This window comes from Mycobacterium sp. RTGN6, assembly GCF_033804605.1.
Taxonomy (GTDB): domain Bacteria; phylum Actinomycetota; class Actinomycetes; order Mycobacteriales; family Mycobacteriaceae; genus Mycobacterium.
This window is the reverse complement of sequence record NZ_JAPZKZ010000005.1, coordinates 392,371-415,210: the sequence shown is the minus strand read 5'-3', so window position 1 is coordinate 415,210 and position 22,840 is coordinate 392,371. Positions and strand designations below refer to the sequence as shown.

At 67.0% G+C, this 22,840-nt stretch carries 13 protein-coding genes; 10 read left to right on the top strand and 3 right to left on the bottom strand.

What is annotated here, in order from left to right:
- The first annotated feature begins 11 nt into the window (after nucleotides 1-11).
- From SLQ33_RS15380 to SLQ33_RS15360, 5 genes are read left to right on the top strand one after another with little or no spacing between them, the layout of a single operon-like run.
- Entirely contained in the window at nucleotides 12-1,145 is a 1,134-nt protein-coding gene (locus SLQ33_RS15380; protein WP_319454723.1) for a Rieske 2Fe-2S domain-containing protein, read from the top strand.
- Between the two features lie 25 nt (nucleotides 1,146-1,170).
- Nucleotides 1,171-1,506, top strand: coding sequence for an SCP2 sterol-binding domain-containing protein (locus tag SLQ33_RS15375; protein WP_319454722.1), 336 nt, complete (start codon nucleotides 1,171-1,173; stop codon nucleotides 1,504-1,506).
- Nucleotides 1,507-1,556: 50 nt separating this feature from the next.
- On the top strand, nucleotides 1,557-12,449 hold the full coding sequence (locus tag SLQ33_RS15370; protein WP_319454754.1) for an SDR family NAD(P)-dependent oxidoreductase: 10,893 nt from the start codon (nucleotides 1,557-1,559) through the stop codon (nucleotides 12,447-12,449).
- A 23-nt stretch (nucleotides 12,450-12,472) separates the two neighbouring features.
- Nucleotides 12,473-13,165, top strand: a complete 693-nt coding sequence (locus tag SLQ33_RS15365) for an ABC transporter ATP-binding protein (RefSeq protein ID WP_319454753.1) — start codon at nucleotides 12,473-12,475, stop codon at nucleotides 13,163-13,165.
- Nucleotides 13,162-15,645 carry an ABC transporter permease gene (locus SLQ33_RS15360; RefSeq protein ID WP_319454721.1) on the top strand — a complete coding sequence of 828 codons (2,484 nt, stop codon included), beginning with the start codon at nucleotides 13,162-13,164 and terminating at the stop codon, nucleotides 15,643-15,645. The genes SLQ33_RS15365 and SLQ33_RS15360 overlap by 4 nt, the downstream gene beginning before the upstream one ends.
- Nucleotides 15,646-15,649: 4 nt before the next feature.
- On the opposite strand, the gene SLQ33_RS15355 is transcribed toward SLQ33_RS15360, so the two are convergent.
- Together SLQ33_RS15355 and SLQ33_RS15350 are read right to left on the bottom strand one after the other, a co-directional pair.
- Nucleotides 15,650-16,132, bottom strand: coding sequence for a DUF2834 domain-containing protein (locus SLQ33_RS15355; protein WP_319454720.1), 483 nt, complete (start codon nucleotides 16,130-16,132; stop codon nucleotides 15,650-15,652).
- 31 nt (nucleotides 16,133-16,163) lie between these two features.
- The gene (locus SLQ33_RS15350) at nucleotides 16,164-16,778 is read right to left on the bottom strand and encodes a TetR family transcriptional regulator (RefSeq protein ID WP_319454719.1); all 615 of its coding nucleotides are present in this window, start codon (nucleotides 16,776-16,778) and stop codon (nucleotides 16,164-16,166) included.
- A 109-nt stretch (nucleotides 16,779-16,887) separates the two neighbouring features.
- On the opposite strand from SLQ33_RS15350, the gene SLQ33_RS15345 reads away from it, so the two are divergent.
- Genes SLQ33_RS15345 through SLQ33_RS15330 form a run of 4 tightly spaced genes read left to right on the top strand, consistent with a single transcriptional unit; the run spans nucleotide 16,888 to nucleotide 20,818 of the window.
- On the top strand, nucleotides 16,888-17,718 hold the full coding sequence (locus tag SLQ33_RS15345; protein ID WP_319454718.1) for a mycofactocin-coupled SDR family oxidoreductase: 831 nt from the start codon (nucleotides 16,888-16,890) through the stop codon (nucleotides 17,716-17,718).
- Nucleotides 17,715-18,527: a mycofactocin-coupled SDR family oxidoreductase gene (locus SLQ33_RS15340; RefSeq protein ID WP_319454717.1), complete on the top strand. Its 813-nt coding sequence runs from the start codon at nucleotides 17,715-17,717 to the stop codon at nucleotides 18,525-18,527. The genes SLQ33_RS15345 and SLQ33_RS15340 overlap by 4 nt, the downstream gene beginning before the upstream one ends.
- Before the next feature lie 27 nt (nucleotides 18,528-18,554).
- Entirely contained in the window at nucleotides 18,555-19,367 is an 813-nt protein-coding gene (locus SLQ33_RS15335) for a carboxymuconolactone decarboxylase family protein (RefSeq protein ID WP_319454716.1), read from the top strand.
- Nucleotides 19,364-20,818: an aldehyde dehydrogenase family protein gene (locus SLQ33_RS15330; protein ID WP_413467648.1), complete on the top strand. Its 1,455-nt coding sequence runs from the start codon at nucleotides 19,364-19,366 to the stop codon at nucleotides 20,816-20,818. Before SLQ33_RS15335 ends, SLQ33_RS15330 begins: the two co-directional genes overlap by 4 nt.
- Nucleotides 20,819-20,846: 28 nt before the next feature.
- Here the strand turns inward: SLQ33_RS15330 and SLQ33_RS15325 are convergent, their stop codons facing one another.
- Complete coding sequence (locus SLQ33_RS15325; protein WP_319454714.1) at nucleotides 20,847-21,800, bottom strand: LysR family transcriptional regulator; 954 nt, start codon at nucleotides 21,798-21,800, stop codon at nucleotides 20,847-20,849.
- Between the two features lie 162 nt (nucleotides 21,801-21,962).
- On the opposite strand from SLQ33_RS15325, the gene SLQ33_RS15320 reads away from it, so the two are divergent.
- Entirely contained in the window at nucleotides 21,963-22,838 is an 876-nt protein-coding gene (locus SLQ33_RS15320; protein WP_319454713.1) for an SDR family NAD(P)-dependent oxidoreductase, read from the top strand.
- The last annotated feature ends 2 nt before the right edge of the window (nucleotides 22,839-22,840 follow it).

Genomic DNA, 22,840 nt, shown 5'->3' with positions numbered 1-22,840 from the left:
GAGGACGACGGATGGACAGTGTCAAGAACGCGGACTTCGAGCACACCGGACCGGGCCGGCCGGCCGGTCATCTGTTGCGGCAGTGCTGGCAACCGGTCTACGTGGCGGAAGACCTGCCACCCGGCGGTGCGGTCCCGCTGAAGATCCTGCACGAGGAGCTCACGCTCTACCGCGGCGAAGATGGCGGCGCGCACGTCATCGCGGGCCGCTGCGCGCACCGAGGTGTGCCGCTGTCGGTCGGCATCGTCGAAGGTGACTGCGTGCGATGCCGATACCACGGATGGCAGTACGACCAGTCCGGGCAGTGCGTCGACCAACCCGCCGAGCCGAAGAGCTTTGCCGCCAAGGTGCAGATCGCGAGCTACCCCGTGGAGGAGTACTTCGGGTTCATCTGGACCTACCTCGGTGAATCGCCGGTGCCGGAGTTGCCGCGCTGGCCGGAACTGGACGAGTTCGGCCGATTTCACATCGTCGAGCTGCGCAAGTGGAACTACTTCCACGACCTGGAGAACACCGTCGACGACGTGCACCAATTCTGGGTGCACGCGGACGGCGTCTACCAGGACGACGGCAACGCCGGAAAAATGCCCGAGATCACGGCCGAATCAACGGATTTCGGACTCACGCAGTCCAGTCTGTTCGACAACGGATTCGTGCGCCGGTTGGCGCTGATCATGCCGAACACGCTCTACTTCAATGCGGGCGCGGGCGTGTTGCGCGGCTTCAAGAGCTTTCTGTGGAACGTTCCGGTTGACGACGAGAACCACATGATGTTCTTCCTCTTCATCGCGGCCCACCTGCCGCCTGACGTCGGAGCCATGGTGGCGCAGGGTGTTCGGGACAGCCGCGAGTATCTCTCCCAGCTGAGGCCGGTCGACGAGGTCGTCCGCGCCGTGCTCAGCGGCCGAGAGCGGTGGGAGGACATCGAAGACCGTCCGGACCGAGTCTTGATCGAGGACGGCATCGTGCTGCTCGGCCAGGGCGTGCTACCCGATCGGTCGCAGAACCGGCTCGGCAGTTCGGATGCGGCGATCATCCTGCTGCGCAGGCTCTATGCGCGCGAACTCGCGGCGATCGAAGCCGGTCGCCCGCTCGCCAAGTTCCCCACCCCCGATTCGGCCGCGCTTGCGCGGCTCGACGCGTGAGCACCCCGAGAGAAGGCAAGAGTCCATGACGACAGTTCAAGATCTGATGGATCGAGCGTCCGCGATGATCCGCGACGAGCCAGCCAAGGCGCGCGAGTTCGGCGGGGTGTGCAAGTTCGCGCTGAGCGGTGAAGGTGGGCGGACCTTCATCGTCGATCTCACCGACGACCCGCGGGTGATCGATGGTGACGGCGACGCGCAGTGCACCATCAGCATGGCGCTGCCTGACTTCGTCAAGTTGGTCGAGGGGCGGGCCGACCCGCGCGGACTGTTCTTCCTCGGAAGGCTGCGCATCAAGGGCGATTGGAAGCTCGCGATGAAGTTCAAGAAGCTCGCCGAGATCATGGGTGGCCAGAAGTGACCGCGCTTTCACACGAGACCGAGGCGGAGCTCGAGACGTTGCGGGCCCGGGTGCGCGAACTCGAGGGCGTGGATCACGGCTTCGCCGTCGTCGGCTATGCGGTGCGCTTCCCGGGCGCGCCCGATGCCGACGAGTTCTGGAACCTGTTGCAGCAGGGCCGCGATGCCATCTCGGAGGTGCCGGGGGATCGGTGGGACGTCGAGCAGTTCTACGATCCCGAACCGGGCGCGGCCGGGAAGATGGTGACCCGACGGGCGGGATTCCTCGACGACGTTGCGGGGTTCGACGCCGCCTTCTTCGGAGTGTCGACGCGCGAGGCCACCATCATGGACCCGCAACATCGCTTCTTGTTGGAGACCGCGTGGCGGGCCGTGGAGCATTCGGGCAATGCGCCGTCCGACCTGGCGGGCACCAAGACCGGCGTATTCATGGGGCTGTCCACGCAGGACTATCTGTGTCTGCTGACCAACGCGATGAGCCTCGAGGACATCGAGGCCTACCTCGGGATCGGCACGTCGGCCGCCGCAGGAGCCGGCCGGATCAGCTACCGGATGGGGCTGCTGGGTCCCGCGATAACGGTCGACACCGCATGTAGTTCGTCGTTGGTGGCCGTTCATCAAGCGTGCCAAGCCCTGCGGTTCGGGGAGTGTGACCTCGCCCTGGCCGGCGGGGTGAACCTGTTGATCAGCCCGGCGACGATGATCACCTTCTCTCAGGCTCACATGCTGGCCCCGGACGGCCGGTGCAAGACCTTCGACGCGGCCGCCGATGGCTATGTCCGTGGGGAAGGCTGCGGCGTCGTCGTGGTGAAACGGCTGGACGACGCGCTCCGCGACGGTGATCGGATTCGGGCCGTGATCCGCGGCAGCGCGGTGAACCAGGACGGCGCATCGGGTGGCCTGACGGTACCGAACGGCACTGCGCAGCAACGGGTCATCGCCGCGGCGCTGCAGAGCGCCGGCGTCGAACCCTGCGACGTCGACTACCTGGAGGCGCACGGAACCGGGACATCGCTGGGTGATCCGATCGAAGTGCAAGCCGCCGGTGCGGCGTACGGCGCGGGACGCGACATCGACCGACCGCTTCTCATCGGGTCGGTCAAGACGAACGTCGGGCATCTGGAAGCGGCCGCGGGGATCGCGGGACTGATCAAGGTCATCCTGTCGCTCGAACACGACGAGCTGCCGAAACACCTGAACTTCCAGAACGCTTCGCCGCACATCCCGTGGGACAGGCTGCCGGTGCGCGTCGTCGACGAAGCCGTCCCATGGACGCGCAACGGGCGGCCCCGTATGGCCGGGGTCAGCGGGTTCGGGTTCTCCGGGACGAACGCGCACCTCATCGTCGAGGAAGCACCGGCCGAGCCTGATACGGCGGCGGGACAAGTCGCGGTGCCCGACGACGGACGCTTCACCGTGTTGCCACTGTCGGCACGCACGCCCGCGGCGTTGGTGGAAGTCGCCCACCGATACCGGAACTGGTTGACGGCGCACTCGGATGCCGACGTGTCGGACGTGTGCTTCAGCGCAGGAGTGGGGCGGTCGCACTTCGAGCAACGCGCCGCATTGGTCGTGAACTCGACGGCATCCGCCACCGAGTTACTCGGAGCGCTTGTCGACGATCGGCCGGCACCGGGTCTGGTGCGGGGGGAGTGTGGTGACCCTCCGAAGACGGCGTGGCTGTTCCCGGGTCAGGGCAGCCAGTACGTTGGGATGGGCCGGGAGCTGTTCGAGACCGAACCGGTGTTCGCCGACACGGTGAGTCGATGTGCTGCTGCGGTCGACGGGATACTCGAAAAGCCGCTGCTGGACGTCATTCTCGGCGCACACGGAGACGAGGCTCTGCGTCACACCTCGTACGCCCAACCCGCATTGTTCGCGGTGGAGCTGGGGCTGGCCCGACTCTGGCAATCGTGGGGGCTCGAACCGGACGTGGTCCTTGGGCACAGCGTCGGTCAGTACTCGGCGGCCTGCGTCACCGGTGTGTTCGGCCTCGAGGAAGGCGCCTTGCTGCTCGCGGAGCGCGGGCGACTGTTCGGGAGTCTGCCCGCAGGCGGTCGGATGGTCGCCGCGTTCGCCGATGCTGGCCGGGTCGAGGGCTACCTCGACGAGTTCCCGCGACTCTCCGTGGCGGCCTACAACGGCGCCAACACCGTGCTGTCCGGCCCGGCCGAGGATCTGGAGCGGGCGGTGGTCGGACTGACGGCCGACGACGTTCGATGTGAATGGCTGGACACCAGCCATGCCTTTCACTCCGCGCTGCTCGATCCGATCCTCGACGAGTTCGAGTCGTACGCGTCCGGTTTCGAGTTCGGTTCGCCACAGCGCACTTTGGTGTGCAACCGCACCGGCGTTGCCATCGGCAGGCAGACAAAACTCGATGCCAACTACTGGCGCAGGCATGCGAGGCAGCCCGTCGAATTCGCCAAGAGCGTGCGCTCACTCGCCGAGCTCAGCTGCGCGCTGCTCCTGGAGGTTGGGCCGCAACCGGTGCTCACCGCCGCGGCGCTGCGCGCGTGGCCCGACACCGAGCGCAGGCCGGAGGCCATCGCTTCCCTGCGCCGCGGCGGTTCTGCCCAGCGCCAGCTCAGTGACGCCTTCGCTCAGGCCTACGTGGCAGGACACCGCCCCGACTTCGCCGCAGTCCAACCAGCGAAGGGCCGCAAGGTCGAGCTGCCCACCTACCCATTCCAGCACCGGAAGTTCTGGTACTCGACGCCCCCGACGTCGAGTGCTGGCGATGCCACACGCACCGAGACGGTCCGCCTTCTCGAAGAGGGTCGGATCGACGAGCTCGCCGTGCTCGTCGGTGCCGCAGCCGGTGACGACCAGACCGTCGGCGCCCTGAAACAGCTGGCCGCCCAGCACAATCAACAACGGAGCGCACAGACCATAGCCGACGCCCGGTACGAGCTCGGCTGGGAGAAGGCGGCGACTACAGCTTCGGCACTCGACCCGATCGAGGGGCTGGCCTGGCTTCTGATCGCCGACGACGCCGAAACCGTTGCACCCCTTGCCGACCTGCTGACCGCGCACGGACACCGGCACCGGACCGTGGCGATGCCAGGATCGGACGCCGACGAAGCGCAGTTCGAGGCTGCGCTGCGCGCCGCCGCTGCCGAGCAACCCGCGCTGCGCATCGTGCACCTCGCCGGTCTCGACCCCGACGGTGCTCCGTCGGTACGGTCGCTGGATCGGATGCAGCACCACGTCCTTGGTGGAACGCAGCGGATCTTCCGGGCCGCGCTCGCTGCCGAGCTCGAGGCACCCATCTGGCTGGTGACCCGCGGCGCCCAACGGGTAACGCGGGCGGACACCGTCTCTCCCGTGCAGTCCCTGCTGTGGGGTTACGGTCGCACCGCCTCCTATGAACATCCCCAACTGTGGGGTGGGCTCGCGGACATGGCTGCGGGCGGAGCAGACGACTGGCCCGGCTTGGTCGCCCACGTCCTCGCCGCACCGGCGGGCGAGGATCAGCTCGCGCTCCGGGATGGCGCCGCCTACTTTGAACGGCTGTCGAGGCGGTCGGCTCCACCGGCGACGGCACCGCTCGAATTGCGCCGTGATGCCACCTATCTCGTCACCGGTGGACTCGGTGCGGTCGGACTGGAGCTGGCCGAGTATCTGGCCGCGCACGGTGCCGGTCAGCTCGTGCTGACGGGACGACGGCCGCCGGGCCAGGACGCTCGGCGACGCATCGAGGCGATACGCGAACAGAGCAACTGCGAGGTCGTGGTGCTTGCGGCAGACGTCGCCGATCCGGATGACGTCGCGCGGGTGCTGACCACCATCCGGACGGAGCTGCCGCCGTTGGTCGGCATCGTGCATGCCGCAGGTGCACTCGGCGCCACCTCGCTGCTCGACATGGACGACGCAGAAGTCGACCGGGTCTTCGCGGGGAAGGTCTGGGGGGCCTGGTATTTGAGCGAAGCAGCGGCGGGCCTGCAGCTGGACTTCTTCGTGTGCACCTCGTCGATCGCCGCGCTGTGGGGAACCAGGAGTCAAATCGTCTACAGCGCCGCCAACGCGTTTCTCGACGGGTTGGCGTGGCGGCTGCGCGAGCGCGGCGTCCCCGGTGTCAGCGTGCAGTTCGGGCTCTGGTCGACGGGAATGGGTGACCGGGGTACGCGGGAACAACTCGACATGGTGGGCATCCGGACGATGTCGTCGGCCGACGCGCTGGCCGGGATGGCCGAGCTCATCACGTCTTCGGCACCGCACGGAATGGTGGCCCGGATCGACTGGTCCCGCTTCGTGCCGTTCCAACAGATGCAGCGCAAGCGGTCGTTGTTGTCGAACATCGAGCGCGAGCTGCCCGAGACCGCGGCGATTCCGACGTCATCGACGGCGACACAGCTGACCACCGAACTCGAGGCCGCCCCCGTACAGCAACGTAAGCAGCTCGTGCTGGAGTACCTGCGCAACGCCGTCGCGGACGTCACGCGGATCGATGCGCAGGACATCCGCGACGACGCGGGATTCTTCGATCTCGGCATGGATTCACTGATGGCCGTCGAGCTGCATCGCAAGCTCGAACGGGGGTTCGGCAGGCAACTGCCGGTGACGCTCGCCATGGACCATCCCCATCTGACCGATGCCGCGGGCTATCTCGTGACCGACGTCCTCGGCCTCGGCGATCGGGTGCCGGCTCAGGCGGACCCGGTGGTGACGTTGACCGCGAACGAGCCAATCGCGATCGTCGGGCTGGCCTGCCGATTCCCGGGTGCCCGGGACGCGGAGGCGTTCTGGCAGCTGCTGGCGGACGGCGTCGACATGATCAGGGAGATCCCAGACGACCGGTACGACGTCGACGAGTTCTACGATCCGGATCCCGACGCAGCGGGCAAGATCTATACCCGCTACGGCGGCTTCCTCGACGGGATCGACGGATTCGATCCCGAGTTCTTCGGCATTTCGCCGCGTGAGGCGATGTGGATCGACCCCCAGCAGCGACTGATCCTCGAAACCTCCTGGGAGGGGCTCGAGCGGGCCGGGTATGCGCCGTCGGCGTTGCGCGGCAGCAGAAGTGGCGTATACGTCGGAGTCGGCGCCAACGAATACTCGTACGTGCTGTCCGGCAGCGGCTTCGAAGACATCGAAGCCCAGTTCGCCACCGGCAATGCCACCAGCGTCATCGCAGGCCGGGTGGCGTTCGCGCTCGGACTGGAAGGGCCGGCGGTGTCCTTGGACACCGCGTGCAGTTCGTCGCTGGTAGCCATTCACACGGCGTGCCAGGCGTTGCACGCCGGCGACTGTGATCTCGCGCTGGCCGGCGGGGTGAACGTACTCCTGAGCCCGGTGATCACCATTGCGACGTCGCGTGCGCGGATGCTCTCACCCGACGGGCGGTGCAAGACCTTCGATGCCGCGGCCGACGGCTACGTGCGTAGTGAAGGCTGCGGGATGTTGGTGCTCAAGCGGCTCAGCGACGCGGTGCGCGACGGTGACCGGATCCAGGCCGTCGTCCGGGGCAGTGCGGTCAATCAGGACGGCGCCTCTGGTGGTTTGACAGTGCCGAATGGCGGTGCGCAGCAACGTGTCATCGCCGCGGCGCTGTCGCGAGCCGGGCTCACCGGCGGGGACGTCGACTACCTCGAGGCCCACGGGACTGGCACGGCGCTGGGCGACCCGATAGAGGTTCAGGCCGCGGCTGCCGTCTACGGTGCCGAAGCTCGCAACGTGCCGTTGTTGATGGGGTCGGTGAAGACCAACATCGGACACCTCGAGTCGGCGGCGGGGGTGGCCGGCTTGATCAAGGTCGTGCTGTCGCTGGAACACGACGTCCTGCCGAAGAACCTGCACTTCGAACACCCGTCGCCACACATTCCGTGGGACCGCCTCGCAGTGCAGGTGGTGAACAAGCCGACCCCTTGGCAGGCCAACGGAAGGCCGAGGCGTGCCGGAATCAGCTCCTTCGGGTTCTCCGGAACGAACGCGCACGTCCTCATCGAGGAAGCGCCCGCGACAGCCGAAGTGGCACTGACTGATTCGTCCCTTGAATCTGTTTCGGTACTGCCGTTGTCCGGGCGGTCCCCCCACGCGCTCGTCGCGGTGGCCCGGCGATACGCGGACTGGCTGGACGCACATCCCGACGTGGACATCGCCGACGTCGCTTCCACCGCCGGTGCCGGACGCTCGCACTTCGAGCACCGCGCCGCCCTCGTGGTGGATTCGGTGGGACGCGCGCGGGAGGCACTGGCTGAATTGGCCGAGAATCGGCTGGCGCCTGGGGTAGTGCGCGGTGTCTGCGGTGACCCGCCGAAGACCGCGTGGTTGTTCACCGGGCAGGGCAGCCAGTACGCGGGGATGACGCGCGAGTTGTTCGACGCGGAGCCCGTGTTCACCGAGACGGTGACGCGGTGCGCGGAAGCGGTCGAAGGGATCGTGCCGCGTCCGTTGCTGGAGGTCCTGTTCGGCACCGGCGCGGAGTCGTTGCGGCACACCTCATTTGCCCAGCCGGCGCTCTTTGCCGTCGAGCTGGGTTTGGCCCGGCTGTGGCAGTCGTGGGGCATTGCGCCCGACGTGGTGCTCGGCCACAGTGTGGGCCAGTACGCGGCAGCCTGTGTGGCCGGGGTGTTCGGGCTCGAGGACGGGGCCCGGTTGGTGGCGGAACGGGGCCGGCTGTTCGGCGGTCTCCCCGAGGGTGGCCGAATGGTGGCGGTGTTCGCCGATCCCGAACACGTGGAGGACGTCGCCGACGAATTTCCTCGGGTATCGGTGGCCGCCTACAACGGCCCGAACACGGTGCTGTCAGGACCCGCCGAGGACCTGGAGCGGTTGGTCGCGACGTGTACCGAAGAGGACATCCGTAGCACCTGGCTGGACACGAGTCACGCCTTCCACTCCGAGCTGATGGAGCCGGCACTCGCCGAATTCGAAGCGTACGCACAGCAGTTCGACTTCGCCGCTCCGACGTTGCCGTTGATCTGCAACCGCGCGGGCACCGTGCTCACGGCAGCGACCCCGCTGGATGCACAGTACTGGCGGCGGCATGCGCGGCAGCCCGTGCAGTTCGCCGAGAGCGTGCGCGCCGTCGCCCAGCTGGGCTGCTCGGTGCTGATGGAGATCGGCCCGCAGCCGATTCTGAGTGCGGCCGCGCTGCAGGTCTGGCCGGAACACTCGACCCCGCCGCGGGCGATCGCGTCGGCTCGCAAGGGCGTCGACGCCCGTCATCAGATGACCGAAGCCGTCGCCGCGGCGTATGTTGCCGGGCACCGGCCCAACTTCGCCGCCTTGGCGCGCGGGCCGCGTCGCCGACTCGAACTACCGACCTACCCGTTCCAGCGCCGGTCCTTCTGGCCGAAGACATCCGGCGTCAGTTCCGGCGGCGTCGCGGTGTCCGGGATTCTCGGCGCGAAAGTGGAGCTCGCATCCGGTGACACGGTCTACACCAGCCGACTGAGCGTCAAGTCGCAGCCCTGGCTCGCCGACCATGTCATCTACGGCACCGTGGTTGTCCCCGGGGCCACCTACGCTGCCATGGTGCTCGCCGCGGTCGACCCGCCCGCACAGGTTCAGGAGGTGTTCTTCTACGAGCCCATTCTGTTGAACGACAAGGACTCCCGTGACGTCCAGCTGATCCTGCACCCGTCCGACGATGGCCAGGGGTGGGCGTTCCAGGTATCCAGCCGTCCGTACGGTGACCCGGAATCGGATTGGTCGTTGAACGCCGGTGGCACGGTCCGCACGGGCGTCGAGGACGACTCGACGACCGAATCCGCGGATCCCATCGACGTCACGCTCGAGCGGCTGACCCGCGCCCGCCCACAACAACTATTCGACGCCTTCGTGGACAACGAACTGGCGCTCGGGCCCGTGTGGCGATCGTCGCTGAAATCGCTGTGGGTCGGCGACAGGGAGGCGGTCGGCGACATCACCGTCGGCGACGAGCTGGCCGAGCACGTGGGCCGCGAGCCGGTCCATCCGGTGCTGCTCGATCTCTGCACCGGCATCGCAGGCGCCGCGCTCTTCGCGGTGGCATCGGAGACCGAGGTCGACTCGGATCTGTTCCTGCCGTTGCGCTATGGGCAGGTCGTGCTACGCGAACGGATGCCACGGCGGTTCTATTGCCGGGCACGGTGGCAGCCCAGCGGGATCGATAGCGAGGTGCAGGTCTTCGACCTCGACTTCTTTGATGGAGACGGTCGCAACCTAGGTGGAATTCGCGAGTTCACGGTCAAACGGGCACCGCGGGAGGCGTTGTTGCGGAGTCTCGGCGGCGATGCGACGCGGATGTTGTACGGCGTCGGCTGGCGGGAGACCCCACCTCCCGCGTCGGATGGCGCCGAGCGCTCGATCGGGAGTTGGCTGGTGGCCGGGTTCGACGAATTGGCGGCCGAACTGCCGAATTCCGTCGCGGTCGGCAGGGTCGCCGATCCCGAGCAGTGGCGGCAACTCCTCGCGCGGGCCGCCGAAGACGGCCTGCCGGTGTCTGGCATCGTGCTGCGGGCCACCGGACGTCCCGACGACGAAGAGTCGAGTACCGTATTCGCGGCCCGGCTGGAGGCCGAGCTCGGCAACGTGCTCGACGCCGTCCACGTCCTGCTGGCGGAGGAGGGCACTAGTCTCGCTGGCGGTCTGTGGGTCGTCACCGAACGGGCTATTGCGACGGAGGCCGGCGAGCCGGTCGACCCGGTCCAGGCGGCGCTGTGGGGGCTGGGCCGCACGGTCATCGGCGAACAACCGATGCTGCGGTGCAGGCTGGTCGACGTCGATGGATCCGACGACGCTGCGCGCCTGGTGGCGAGCCTGCTCGGAAGCCCCGGCGACGAGCCGGAACTGGCGCTGCGACAAGGGAAGTTACTGGTGCCGCGGGTGTTGCCGTGGGCGCGAAGCGGCTACCTCGCGGTACCGCGAACGTCCGACTACGTGCTCGCGCCGACCCAACGGGGTGCAATCGACAACCTGCGGGTGACCGAGCTGGAGCCGGCGCCGCCGACGGCAGGCCAGGTGCAGGTCCGGGTGGAGGCGGCGGGCGTCAACTTCCGCGATGTGCTGAACGTGCTCGGGCTCTACCCGGGCGATCCCGGGCCGGTCGGCGGCGACTTCGCCGGCGCGGTGACGGCGATGGGTCCGGACGTCACCGAATTCGAGCTCGGGCAACGTGTCTTCGGCGTGTGGCCGGGCGCGATGGCCAGCCGGGTCAACGTGCCCGTCCAACTGCTGGCCCTGGTACCCGAGCGGATCAGCGCGATAGCGGCGGCAAGCACACCCACGGCGGTGCTTACGGCGCTGCTGGCCTTCGACTGGGCGAAGCTGCAGGCCGGTGATCGGGTGCTCGTGCATGCCGCCAGCGGTGGCGTCGGTCTGGCCGCCGTCCAACTGGCTCGACTACGCGGCGCGATCGTCTTCGCCACCGCAAGCGCCTACAAGCGCGCGACGCTGCGCAGGATGGGCGTGGAACACGTATACGACTCGCGCAGTACCGACTTCGCAGATCAGATCCTGACGGACACGGGCGGCTCCGGTGTTGATGTAGTGCTCAACAGTCTCACCGGCGAGGGGTTCGTGGCGGCCACCGTGCGGGCGACGGCACCGAACGGACGGTTCGTCGAGATCGCCAAGCGCGACATCTGGACCGCGGAGCAGATGGCGGCAGTCCGTCCCGACATCGACTACGAGATCCTTGCGCTGGACGTCCTGATGGCAACGGAACCCGAGCGCATCCGCGACTTGATGGCCGTCGTGTCCAACGGGTTAGCCAGCGGCGAGATAGCGCCGCTTCCGGTCGAGATCTATCCGCTGGCGGAGGCCAAGACGGCGTTTCGCCGCATGCAGCAGGCGCGCCACGTGGGCAAGATCGTGCTCCAGATGCCGAATCCGCTGAAGCCGCGCGAAGATCGGTGCTATCTGATCACCGGCGGCCTTGGCGCGCTCGGGCTGCACACGGCGGCGTATTTGGCGCAACTCGGTGCCGCGGACATCGTCTTGACCAGCAGGCGGCCACCCGATCCCGTCGCGCGACAGGCCATCGACGAGCTGACGGAGCGCTACCACTGCCGGATCCATACCTTTGCGGCCGACGTCGGCGACGAGGGTCAGGTCCGCGAGCTGCTCGCGCGCATTCGTGCGGAGCTACCGCCGCTGGGCGGCGTGGCACACCTGGCGGGCGTGCTCGACGACGCGCTGCTGCCTCAGCAGACCCTCGACCGTTTCCGCACGACGCTGGCTCCGAAGTCGTTCGGCGCCTGGCATCTTCACCGGATGACCAAGGACGACGAGCTCGAGTTCTTCATCGTGTACTCGTCCGGCACCAGTGTGCTGGGAGCACCCGGCCAGGCCAACTACGCCACCGCCAACGCGATGCTCGACGGACTGGTCGCCCATCGCAAGGCCCAGGGCCTGCCCGCGACGAGCATCAACTGGGGCCCGTGGGCGAACGGCGGCATGGCCGACTCCGAGGCCGCGCGCGCCAATCTCGGTGCCCGCGGCCTGATTCCGCTGGAACCCGGCGCCGCACTGAACGCGCTCGGCGAGGTGGTCGCAAACGGAATCGGGCAGGCGATCGCGCTCAAGGCCAATTGGCAGCGGGCGGCGAAGCTGCTGGGTAGTGCCCGCCCGCCGATCCTGGATCACGTGCTGCCGAGCGCAGGTTCGGCGACTCCGGGCGACAGTGCGATGCTCCGGCGGCTGTACGACGTGCCCGAGGCGCAGCGCGGTGCCTTCGTCACCGAGCATCTTCAGTCCGAGTTGCAACAGATCCTGGGCTTCGCGCAACCGCCAGGGGCGGCGAGTCGCTTCCTGGAGCTCGGCATGGACTCGTTGATGGCGGTCGAGCTTCGCAACCGGTTGCTCGGTCAGTTCGGTAGCGCGTTCACGATCAACGCCACCGCGGTGTTCGACTATCCGACAATCGAATCCCTCGCCGAACATCTCGCCGCTCAGATGCCCGAGCAGCTCGAGGAGGACTGCGCCCCTGCATCGGAGTCTGGGACTGCCGCATGACGGGCGCCCTGGACGATCACCCGATGTTGGCGTTGACGAACGTCGCCAAGACCTACCGCATCGGCGGTCAGACGGTGCGCGCGCTCGACGATCTGACGTTGACGCTGACCGGCGGCGAGTTCGTGTCGGTGGTCGGCCCTTCCGGCGCGGGCAAGAGCACACTGCTGCACCTGCTCGGCGCGCTGGACCGACCGGACTCCGGATCGATCCGATTCGAGGGCAACGAGATCGGCGACCTCGACGATGAACAACAGTCCGAATTCAGAAGGCACAGAGTAGGGTTCGTCTTTCAATTCTTCAACCTGCTGCCCACGATGACGGCATGGGAGAACGTGGCGGTGCCGAAGGTGCTCGACGGAACCCGGATGGCGAAGGTCAAGTCCCGCGCATTGGAGCTGCTCGAGATGGTGGACCTCGGTGACCGCGCGGAGCACCGACCGTCGGAGTTGTCCGGCGGTCAGATGCAGCGCGTCGCCGTGGCGCGAGCGCTGATGATGGATCCGCCGCTGCTGCTGGCCGACGAGCCGACGGGCAATCTCGACACGAAGACCGGCGCCGCGATCATGGCCCTGCTCACCGACATCGCGCACCAGCACGGCCGCTCGGTGGTGATGGTCACGCACAATCTCGAGGCCGCGTCGGCGACGGATCGGGTGATCACCCTGACCGACGGCCGCGTCGGCTCCGACGTACCGGCGGGTCTGGAAGCGACATGATCGTCGACCGCATGCGCGCGTTCAACCTTCGCGAGTTGCGGGCGCATCCCGGCCGAACTTCGATGTCCCTTGTCGTGGTGGGAATCTCGGCGACCCTGCTCGTCGCGGTGCTGGGCATCGCCGGGTCCATCACCGGCTCGTCCGACCGGCTCGTGGCCGGCATCGGCGGCAATGCGAGTCTGGAGGTCTCCGGGGTCACCGACACCGGCTTCCCGGAAGCTGTGCGCGCGTCGGTGGCGAACGTCCCCGGCGTCGCGGCCGCGGTCCCGATGCTTCGGACGTCCGTCGGGAAGCCGTCCGAGCGCGTCCTGCTGCTCGGCGTGGACGACAACGTCAGGGCCATGCTGAGCGACCTGCAGCGAGCGGTGCAAGATCAGCTCGGCCCCCTCGTCACACAGCCGGGCAAGGTCGCGGTTGGAGCGGGAACGGGTTACGCGCAGGACGATTCGGTGTCGGTGGGCAACGGCAAGGTCACCGTCGCGGCCGTCATCGGCGGAGCAGATGCCGAGCGGATCAACGGCGCGAACTTCATCGTCGGACCACTTCCGTTGATCCAACAACTGACGGATCGGGTGGGCATGATCGATTCGGTGTTGGTGGTGCCAGCACCCGGCGCCGATGCCGCGCGGGTTCGGGCGGGGGTGACCGACGCGGTGGCTGGGCGAGCCGTCGTCGCCGAGCCGACGTTTCGGTCCGCGCAATCCGGTGGGCCCGTGGCGATCATGCGCACCCTCATGCTGTCTGCGGCGTCGAGCGCACTCGTAGTCGCGGGATTCCTGATCTTCAATGCGATGAGCATGGCGATCACGCAACGGCGCCCAGTGATCTCGATGCTTCGTGCGATCGGTGCCAAGCGGCGCCAGATGGTCGGGGATCTACTGGTGGAAGCCGGATTGGTGGGGCTGGTCGGTGGCGTTCTGGGATCGGCGCTTGGTGTGCTGGTCGGCAGGCAGGCGATTGCCCTGCTGCCCGCGGCGTTGCTCCAGGGCTACGAGTCGCGAATCGAATACATCCTGCCGCGGTATGCGATTCCGGTTGGTGTGATCGCGTGCGTCGTCGTGAGCGTGGTGGCAGCGGCGCTGGCGGCCCGCCAGGTGTACAAGGTGGAGCCGGTCGAAGCCCTGGCGCCCGTCGGGACGTCCACTGCGGATGCCGTCCCGCTCCGGGCGCGGGTGGTGGCCGGTGTCTTGGGCGTCGGTTTCGTCGCTACGGCGATCGCGGTCGCCTCCCGCGATCTGGGTCGCGCCTCGGTGGTGGGTGTCGCGCTGATGGTGCTCGGCCAGATCGCATTGTGTTTCGCCTTCGCGGGTCCAATCGTTGCCGCTGCGGCGGCGTGTGCACGAGCGTTGGGTGCGCCGGGCGAGCTGGCAGCGGCCACGATCGAACGCGCACCACGCCGAGTGTGGGCGACGCTGATGACGGTGATGATCGCGGTCTCGCTCACCGTGCACAGCACCGGCTCCAACGCCAACGCCATCGATTCGACCGACGCGAGCTTCGCCGCGCTCGGTGATGTCGACTTCTTCGTGAGTTCGTCCGGCCCTGGGGTGTTTCCGACCGCGCCACTGCTACCGCAGGACGCCGAGTCCGCGATCGCGTCGACCCCGGGAGTCGGGGCCGTCGTTCCGGGGCAGATGGCGTATGCAACGCTCGGCGGCACCCGCGTGCTGATCCAAGGGCTCGCGCCGGGCTCGGTGGCTCCACCTTCGGGTGCGACGAATGCCGAAGTGTTGGAACGGGTTCAAGCCGGCGACGGGGTCGTGATCTCTCGCGACATCGCCCGCGCCATGAAGATCGGGGCCGGTGACGAGTTGACACTGCCCACTCCGACCGGTGAGCGGCGGGTTCAGGTCCTGCAGGTGGTCCCGTTCTTCTCGCTGCTCGGCGGTGTGGTGTCGATGAGCCTGCCGCAACTCCGTCAGTGGTTCGACCGGCCTGGGTCGACGATCCTCTCCGTTTCGCTGGTGCAGGGAGCGGACCCCGCAAGCGTGCTCGAGGCGATCCGCGACGAACTGCCCGCCGACGTCTACGTGTACCCGGGGACTGAGGCGGCGAAGGCCGTCGGCGCGTCCATGGCTCAGGGCACCAGGCTGGTCATCGTCGTGGCGTGGATAGTCGTCCTCGTCGCCAGCATCGCATTGTTCAACACGCTGATGTTGTCGGTGCTCGAGCGACGTCGCGAGCTCGGTGTGCTGCGGGCGATGGGCTCGTCGCGACGGTTCGTCTTGCGCACCGTGCTCGCCGAGGCCACCGGGCTGGGTCTGGTCGGCGCGGCGATCGGCGCCGTATTCGGCACGGTGAACCAGTACCTGAGTGCATTGGCGCTGACCAACGTGCTGAGCATCGACGTGGTGTTCCGTCCGAGCGTGCTCGCGTTCCTCTTCGCTTGCGGCGCTTTCATTCTGGCGCTGTTGGGTGCAATCCCGCCGGCCGTTCGCGCCGCCCGGCTCAACATCGTCGACGCGGTGGCCGTCGACTGACGGCTCACATGAAGTCGAACTGGACGCTCCCAGACACGCGCCGCTGACGCTCGACCGTGGCGAGATAGAACGCCCACGCGAACGCGAAGCTGGTAAAGACGCTCGCGATGACGTACAGCCACGGGCGGCGCACCCCCCGTCTGAAGCCGTCGACGATGGTGAACAGCGGCAGCAGTACCAAATTCGCGATCGTCAGGTCCTGGGCGGCGGCACTGGCTGCGGGACTGTCGAACATCATGGTCCGGTAGTCCGTCCAGCTGCCCTCACCCCACAACGGATTACCCGACTGCGTCGCGTGCTGGCTCATGAACTGGAAGGCGAAGTACCAGCTCAGGACCACAGTCGTCACTCCGAAGACGTAGTAGGCCCATTCCAGCCCGGACAGGCGTGGGCCGTACGGAACGTGACGAAAGATCTGCCGGTTGGACGCAACGATGACAGCGATGACCAAGATCCCGAGCAGCGCACGCACGATGACTCGAACCATGGCGTCAGCCTTGAGAGCGACGCGGGCGTTGTCAACAGTGATTGCCCGTCTGCTCTGGATGTCGCGTCGCGTCGTATCCCGTCGTTAACCAGTACACGGTTCGGTCGAGGCTGGGCACGATGTCGGTGATCTCGATTTCGCCTGCGGCGAATCGGCCGAGCAGTCCGTAGATCACGGTGGAGAGGATCGTCTCGAGGTCGCGAAGGAACGCGTCGTCGACGTCGGCGAGTACCGCCATGAAGGACGGGGCGGTGACGTCGGAACCACGCCGGAAGATCTGCTGGCCGCTTGGTGCGGCCCGTGCGCGGAAGAACGCCGTGAGCATGGCGGGATGTTGCTCCCACGGTTCGAAGATGGTGCGCAGCACGCGCATCATGCCGTCATAGACGGTTTCGCCTGGTTCGGGGACTTGGTGAACAAGCCCGGAGTACCGATGCTCATCCATCCAGCTGTTTAGCGCGGCGAGGATCAGTTCGTCGCGTGTCGCGTAGCGCTTGTAGATCGTGGCCAGCGAGGTCCGTGCGCGGCGCGCGACCTCGCGTAGCTGGACCGCGTCATAGCCGTCGGTTTCGAGGATGTCGGCGACGGTGTCGAGGATCCGGTCACGCTCTGGGGCATCAGCGCGGCTTGCTTCGGCACTAACCACCGCGGAAACACCCCTTGCCGTCCGTGAGTAACCGAGTTACCGTACCTGATGTAACACGGTTACTCATTTTGGTGGACGCCGGAGTGCCAGCGCAACGGAGCGAGGATAGATGGGTTCTTTGGACGGCAAGGTCGCATTCATCACGGGCGTGGCCCGCGGGCAGGGCCGCAGTCACGCGGTGCGGTTGGCCGCAGACGGCGCCGACATCATCGGGGTGGACATCTGTGCCGACATTCCCTCCAACGGCTATCCCATGGCCAGCCGTGCCGAGCTCGACGAAACGATCGCCCTGGTGGAGGCGGCGGGCGGAAAGATGCTCGGCTCGGTCGCCGACGTCCGCGACTTCGCTGCGGTCAATGCCGCGCTCAACGCCGGAGTGGAACACTTCGGGCGCCTCGACATCGTCTGCGCCAACGCAGGTATCGCGACCATGGCGTTTCGTGAACTGACCATCGAGGAGGAACTGGAGCAGTGGACCGACGTGCTCGACGTCAACCTGGTTGGCGCGTTCCACACCGCGAAGGCAGCCATCCCGCACCTAGTCGCAGGCAAGCGCGGCGGCTCGATCGTCTTCACTAGTTCGACCGCGGGCCTTCGTGGCTTCGGGGGTCTGCAGGGTGGCGGCCTCGCCTACGCCGCATCGAAGCACGGCATCGTCGGACTCATGCGGACACTGTCCAATGCGCTTGCCCCCGAGAGCATTCGGGTCAACACCGTGCACCCGACTGCGGTGAACACCATGATGGCCACCAATCCGGCGATGACGTCGTTCCTGGAGAACTATCCAGATGGTGGCGTCCACCTGCAGAACCCCATGCCGATCGGGCTGCTCGAGCCGGAGGACATCAGCGCCGCAATCGCCTATCTCGTCTCCGACGAGGCCAAGTACGTCACCGGGGTCACGTTCCCCGTGGACGCCGGCTTCTGCAACAAGCTGTGAGCGCCTCGCGCGGCCGTGTTGCCGACAAGCGGGTGCTCGTCACCGGCGCGGCGCGGGGGATGGGCCGCAGTCACGCCGTGAGATTGGCCGAGGAAGGTGCCGACCTGATCCTGGTCGACATCTGCGAGTCGCTGCCCGACGTCGAATATCCGCTCGCTTCAAGGGAAGAGCTCGACGAGACGGCGCGGCTGGTCGAGAAGCACGGCCGGCGTGCCATCACCCATGTCGTGGACGTGCGTGACGCGGCCGCATTGGCAGCAGCCGTCGACGACGGCGTGGCCCAGCTGGGCGGGCTCGACGCGTCGGTGGCCAACGCCGGTGTCCTGACCGTCGGCACTTGGGACACGACGACGCCCGAGCAGTGGCGGACCGTGGTCGACGTCAACCTCATCGGATCGTGGAACACCTGTGCCGCGGCATTGCCCCATCTGGTCGAGCACGGCGGCAGCCTGATCAACATCAGCTCTGCGGCCGGACTCAAGGGCACGCCGCTGCACATCCCATACACGGCCTCCAAGCACGGCGTGGTCGGGATGAGTCGAGCCCTCGCCAATGAGCTTGCCGCCCAGAACATCCGGGTGAATACGGTTCACCCCACCGGGGTTGAGACCGGAATGCAACCAGCGTCGCTGCACGGATTGCTCGCAGAGCAGCGACCCGACCTGGTGCCGATCTTCCTCAACGCGATGCCGATTGTGATGGCCGAGGCGATCGACATCAGCAACGCCGTGTTGTTCCTGGTCTCCGATGAATCCCGGTACGTCACCGGGCTGGAATTCAAAGTCGATGCCGGTGTCACCCTGCGGTGAACCGGATTTCACGAGAAGGCGCGAGTGATGACAACGCTGGACACTGACCGGGCGGAGCGGGGGAGGCGCGCCTTCGCGGATGTGATGACCTTCCCGGCGCCCGATGACTCCGCACCGGCGACGTTGAGCATGATCGACTTCGTCTTCGCCGAGGTGTGGGATCGGCCGGGACTCAGCCGTCGAGATCGGCGCTTCGTGACGTTGCCCTGCGTTGCGGCGGCCGACGCTGAGGGGCCGTTGCGCGACCACGTGTACGCGGCACTCAACAGTGGCGACGTGACGATCACCGAAATGCGCGAGACAGTACTACATTTCGCGGTGTACAGCGGGTGGCCGAAGGCGTCGCGGTTCAACATGGTCGTTGATGAGCAGTGGGAGCGCATCCACCGCGAGCGTGGGCAGACCGTTCCGCCGCCGGATACGCTGCTGCCACTGGTAACGCCGAGCGATCCAGAAGCTCGACTCTCCTCTGGAGAGCAGGCGTTCCGGGACGTCAACTGCCTGCCGTACGTGCCCATTCGCGACAACCCCTACTCCGGGGCGGGCATCCTCAACTTCGTGTTCGGTGAGATGTGGCTGCGGCCGGGGCTCGGGATGAGGGAGCGGCGGCTGGTGACTGTGGCGTGCGTGGCGTTTCAGGACGCGCCGTACCCGATCTTGAGCCACGTCTACGCCGCATTGAAGAGCCGCGACATCTCGTTCGCCGAAATGGACGAGCTCGCTCTGCAGTTCGCGGCCTATTACGGCTGGGCGAAGGGCTCGCATCTGAACGACGAGATCGGTCGTCAGAAGGAGCGCGTGCTCGAGGAATGGCGAACCGAAGAAGGCGCGTCGCAGTGAGCGCCGCACTGTCGCTGTCGGCGGGGTTGCTGATCGACGGCGAACTGATCGCCGAGTCCTCCGGTGGTAGCCATCAGCACATCTACCCGGCCACCGGCGAACCCAACGTCACGGTGCCGCTTGCAGGACCGGCCGAGATCGACCGTGCCGTCGCGTCGGCCGCCGAAGCCCAGCGGGCGTGGATGTCGTTGACGGTCGACCGGCGCCGCGACATGCTGATCGACCTGGCCGACGTCGTGCACGAGCACCTCGACGAACTCGCCGTGCTCAACGTGCACGACTACGCGGTGCCGCTCTCCTTCGCGGGTACCGCGTACATGCTCGAATGGTTCATCCGTCACTTCGCGGGCTACGTCGACAAGCCGCACGGAATCAGTTCTCCGGTCAACGGATCATTCGACGTGAACCTCATCGAACGAGAACCCTATGGCGTGGTCGGCGTCATCACTCCGTGGAACGGTGCCTTGGCAGTGGCCGCCTCGTGTGTCGCACCCGCACTCGCGGCGGGCAACGCTGTGGTGTTGAAACCGTCGGAGCTTGCGCCGTTGGCCGCGTTGCGTTTTGGTCAACTGTGCGTCGACGCCGGCCTGCCGCCCGGACTGGTCAACGTCGTGCCTGCGGGAGCGGACGGAGGGGAGGCCCTCGTCCGTCATCCCGGCGTCCGGAAGATCCACTTCACCGGCGGGGATGCGACCGCCCGCCGGGTGCTCGTGGCGGCCGCCGCCAATCTGACCCCGGTCGTGGCCGAACTAGGTGGCAAGTCCGCCAACGTCATCTTCGAGGATGCGGATCTTGATGCGGCGGCGGCGATGTCGGCCCATCAGGGTCCGTTGATGCAGTCTGGCCAGAGCTGTGCGTGCGCGAGCCGCGTCCTGGTGCAGGAGTCGGTGTACGACGCGTTTCTCGAGAAGTTCGTTGGCGCAGTCGGTTCGGCCAAGGTCGGCGACCCGCTCGACCCCACCGTGTTCTTCGGTCCGGTAATCACCGAAGCGTCGGCGGATCGGATTCTCGGCGTCGTCGACGACGCCGTCGCGCAGCAGTCCGGCGAACTGCTCCTCGGCGGCAAGCGTATCGGTGGCGAGCTCGCTGCGGGCTACTACATCGAGCCGACCGTCTTCGGCGGCGTCGACAACGCGTCACCGCTTGCGCAGACCGAAACCTTTGGTCCGGTCGTCTCCGTCATCAAGTTTCGCGACGAAGCCGACGCGCTGCGCATCGCCAACGCCACCCCGTACGGTCTGAACGCGTTCGTGCAGACCCGCGACGTCACCAGGGCCCACCGCTTCGCACGCCAGTTGGAGGCAGGGTCGGTGTGGGTCAACCAACTCAGTCTCATCTCTCCGCAAGGACCCTATGGCGGCTACAAGCAGAGCGGTTTCGGGCGTACCGGCGGCCTCGATGGACTGCATGAGTTCCTGCAAGTCAAGAACATTCGCATCGGCATGGGCTGACAGCAGACAGTCGTGCCGTGAGCTCACGTCACGCGAGGCTGGGGTCCCACGGTTGCGGCGACAGGAACCGGGCCGGCCAGCGACCCGCCGTGATCAGGCGCGACACTTCTTCGCGGGCCGCATTGCCCACCGTGGATACGAACTCACGCGGCAGGTCCAACTGTGCGGTCGCGGCCATGCCGAGGTGCTGGGTGAGTACTGGTTCCACTAGCGGCGCGAAGCGCAACCGGCCATCCTCAATCTCATTGCCGCAGGCGGAAAGTGGCAGAACTGCGTAGCCGAGACCGGCTTCGATGAGACTCTTGGCGACCTGAAGGGAGTCGGTGGTCGTCCGATAGCTCATCTTGACCTTCGCGCGCAGCGCGGCGTTCTCGAGCAGGTTGCCGATCCCGGTGTGCGAGCGCGGTACCACCAGCGGCAGCTCGACGAGTTCCGCGAATGTGACTGCGTGACTTGGGGTGAGGGCGGACTCCGGTCCCCCCACGACCACGAGCTCCTCGGCAAGCAGATCCCGATAGAACAGTCGATCGTCGGGCACCGGATTGATCACCGCCACGTCTACCACGCCCTTCAGCATGGCTTCGACCAAGTGATCCGTACTGCCCACCGTCACTGAGAAACTCACTTGCGGGAACACCGTCGACAGCCGGGCGATGAGCGGCGCAGCCAGTACCCCGACAGCCGATTCCGGCATGCCCAGAAGCATCCCGCGCTCGAGTCGGGCCAATGGCGACGCGACGTATTGGACGGCGAGCTCGAGCTGGCGGAGCGGCGCAGCGGTCGATGAACGCAGTCGCTCGCCCTCGTCGGTCAGCTGCACCCCGCGGCGCGTGCGGTGGAAGAGGGTGACGCCAAGGTCTTCCTCGAGGAGTTGTATCTGGCGGCTCAACGCGGGCTGGGCGATCCCCAGCACGGTCGCCGCGCGCGTGATCGAGCCTTCCTCGGCGACTCGGAGGAAGTACTTCAACCGGTGGGTGTCCATCGCCATGCAGCTTTGCAGACATACGAAATCGGCATGACAGAACTTCGCAATCGGTATTACCGCGCAGGTCGCAGGCGGTCATAGTGTCGAAATTCGATGGCTGACGTCGCGGTGGAATGCCTTCGCGATCTGGCTGCCGCACTATTAGACCGGGAGACATCGATGACGATTGAAGCCGACCAGGCCGCGATACAGGCCCTGAACTTGGACAAGCTGCCCAGCCACATCATCGACAAGCGGCTCTCCGAGCTCCTGGACCTGACTGGCAAGAAAGCCTTCGTCACCGGCGCCGGTGGCGACGGTCTGGGTCACGCGATCGCCAACCGGCTGGCCGGCTCCGGCGCCGACATCGCCTTGGTAGGTCGGACGCTGGAGCCACTCGAGCGCCGCGCCAAGGAGATCGAGGCGCGCTGGGGCGTCAACACCGTCCCGGTTCAAGCGGACATGTCGGACTGGGACCAGATCCACCGCGCGGTGCGCGAAGCCCACGAGGCGCTCGGCGGGCTGGACATCATGATCAACAACCCCGTCATGGTGGCGGCCGGCCCGTTCGAGACGCAGACCAAGGACCAGCTCGACCTCACGGTGCTAGGCAGTCTCACGATGATGATGTACGGCGCGCATGCTGCGCTGGAGTATCTGTTGCCGCAGGGCTCGGGGACGATCATCAACATCGGGTCCGTCGGTGGCCGCATTCAGCAGCGGGGCCTGGTCGCCTACAACGCCTGCAAGTCAGGGGTCATCGGGTTCACCCGCAACTTGGCCCACGAGGTCGCGCCGCGGGGGGTCAACGTGTTCTGCGTCGCCCCCGGCATCATGATCAAGGAGCAGCTGAGGCAAATCCTCCTGGATCCGCAGGACGATCAGCAACGCGCGGGCCGCGGTGCAATCCTCGAGTCGATCACGAATTACGTTCAGCTCGGCCGCGCTTCGCTGCCCGAAGAGGCCGCCAACATGGTCGCCTACCTGGCCTCCGAGGCCGCGAGCTACATGTGCGGTCAGACGATCGACGTGGCCGGTGGCCAGTGGATGGGCTGAAC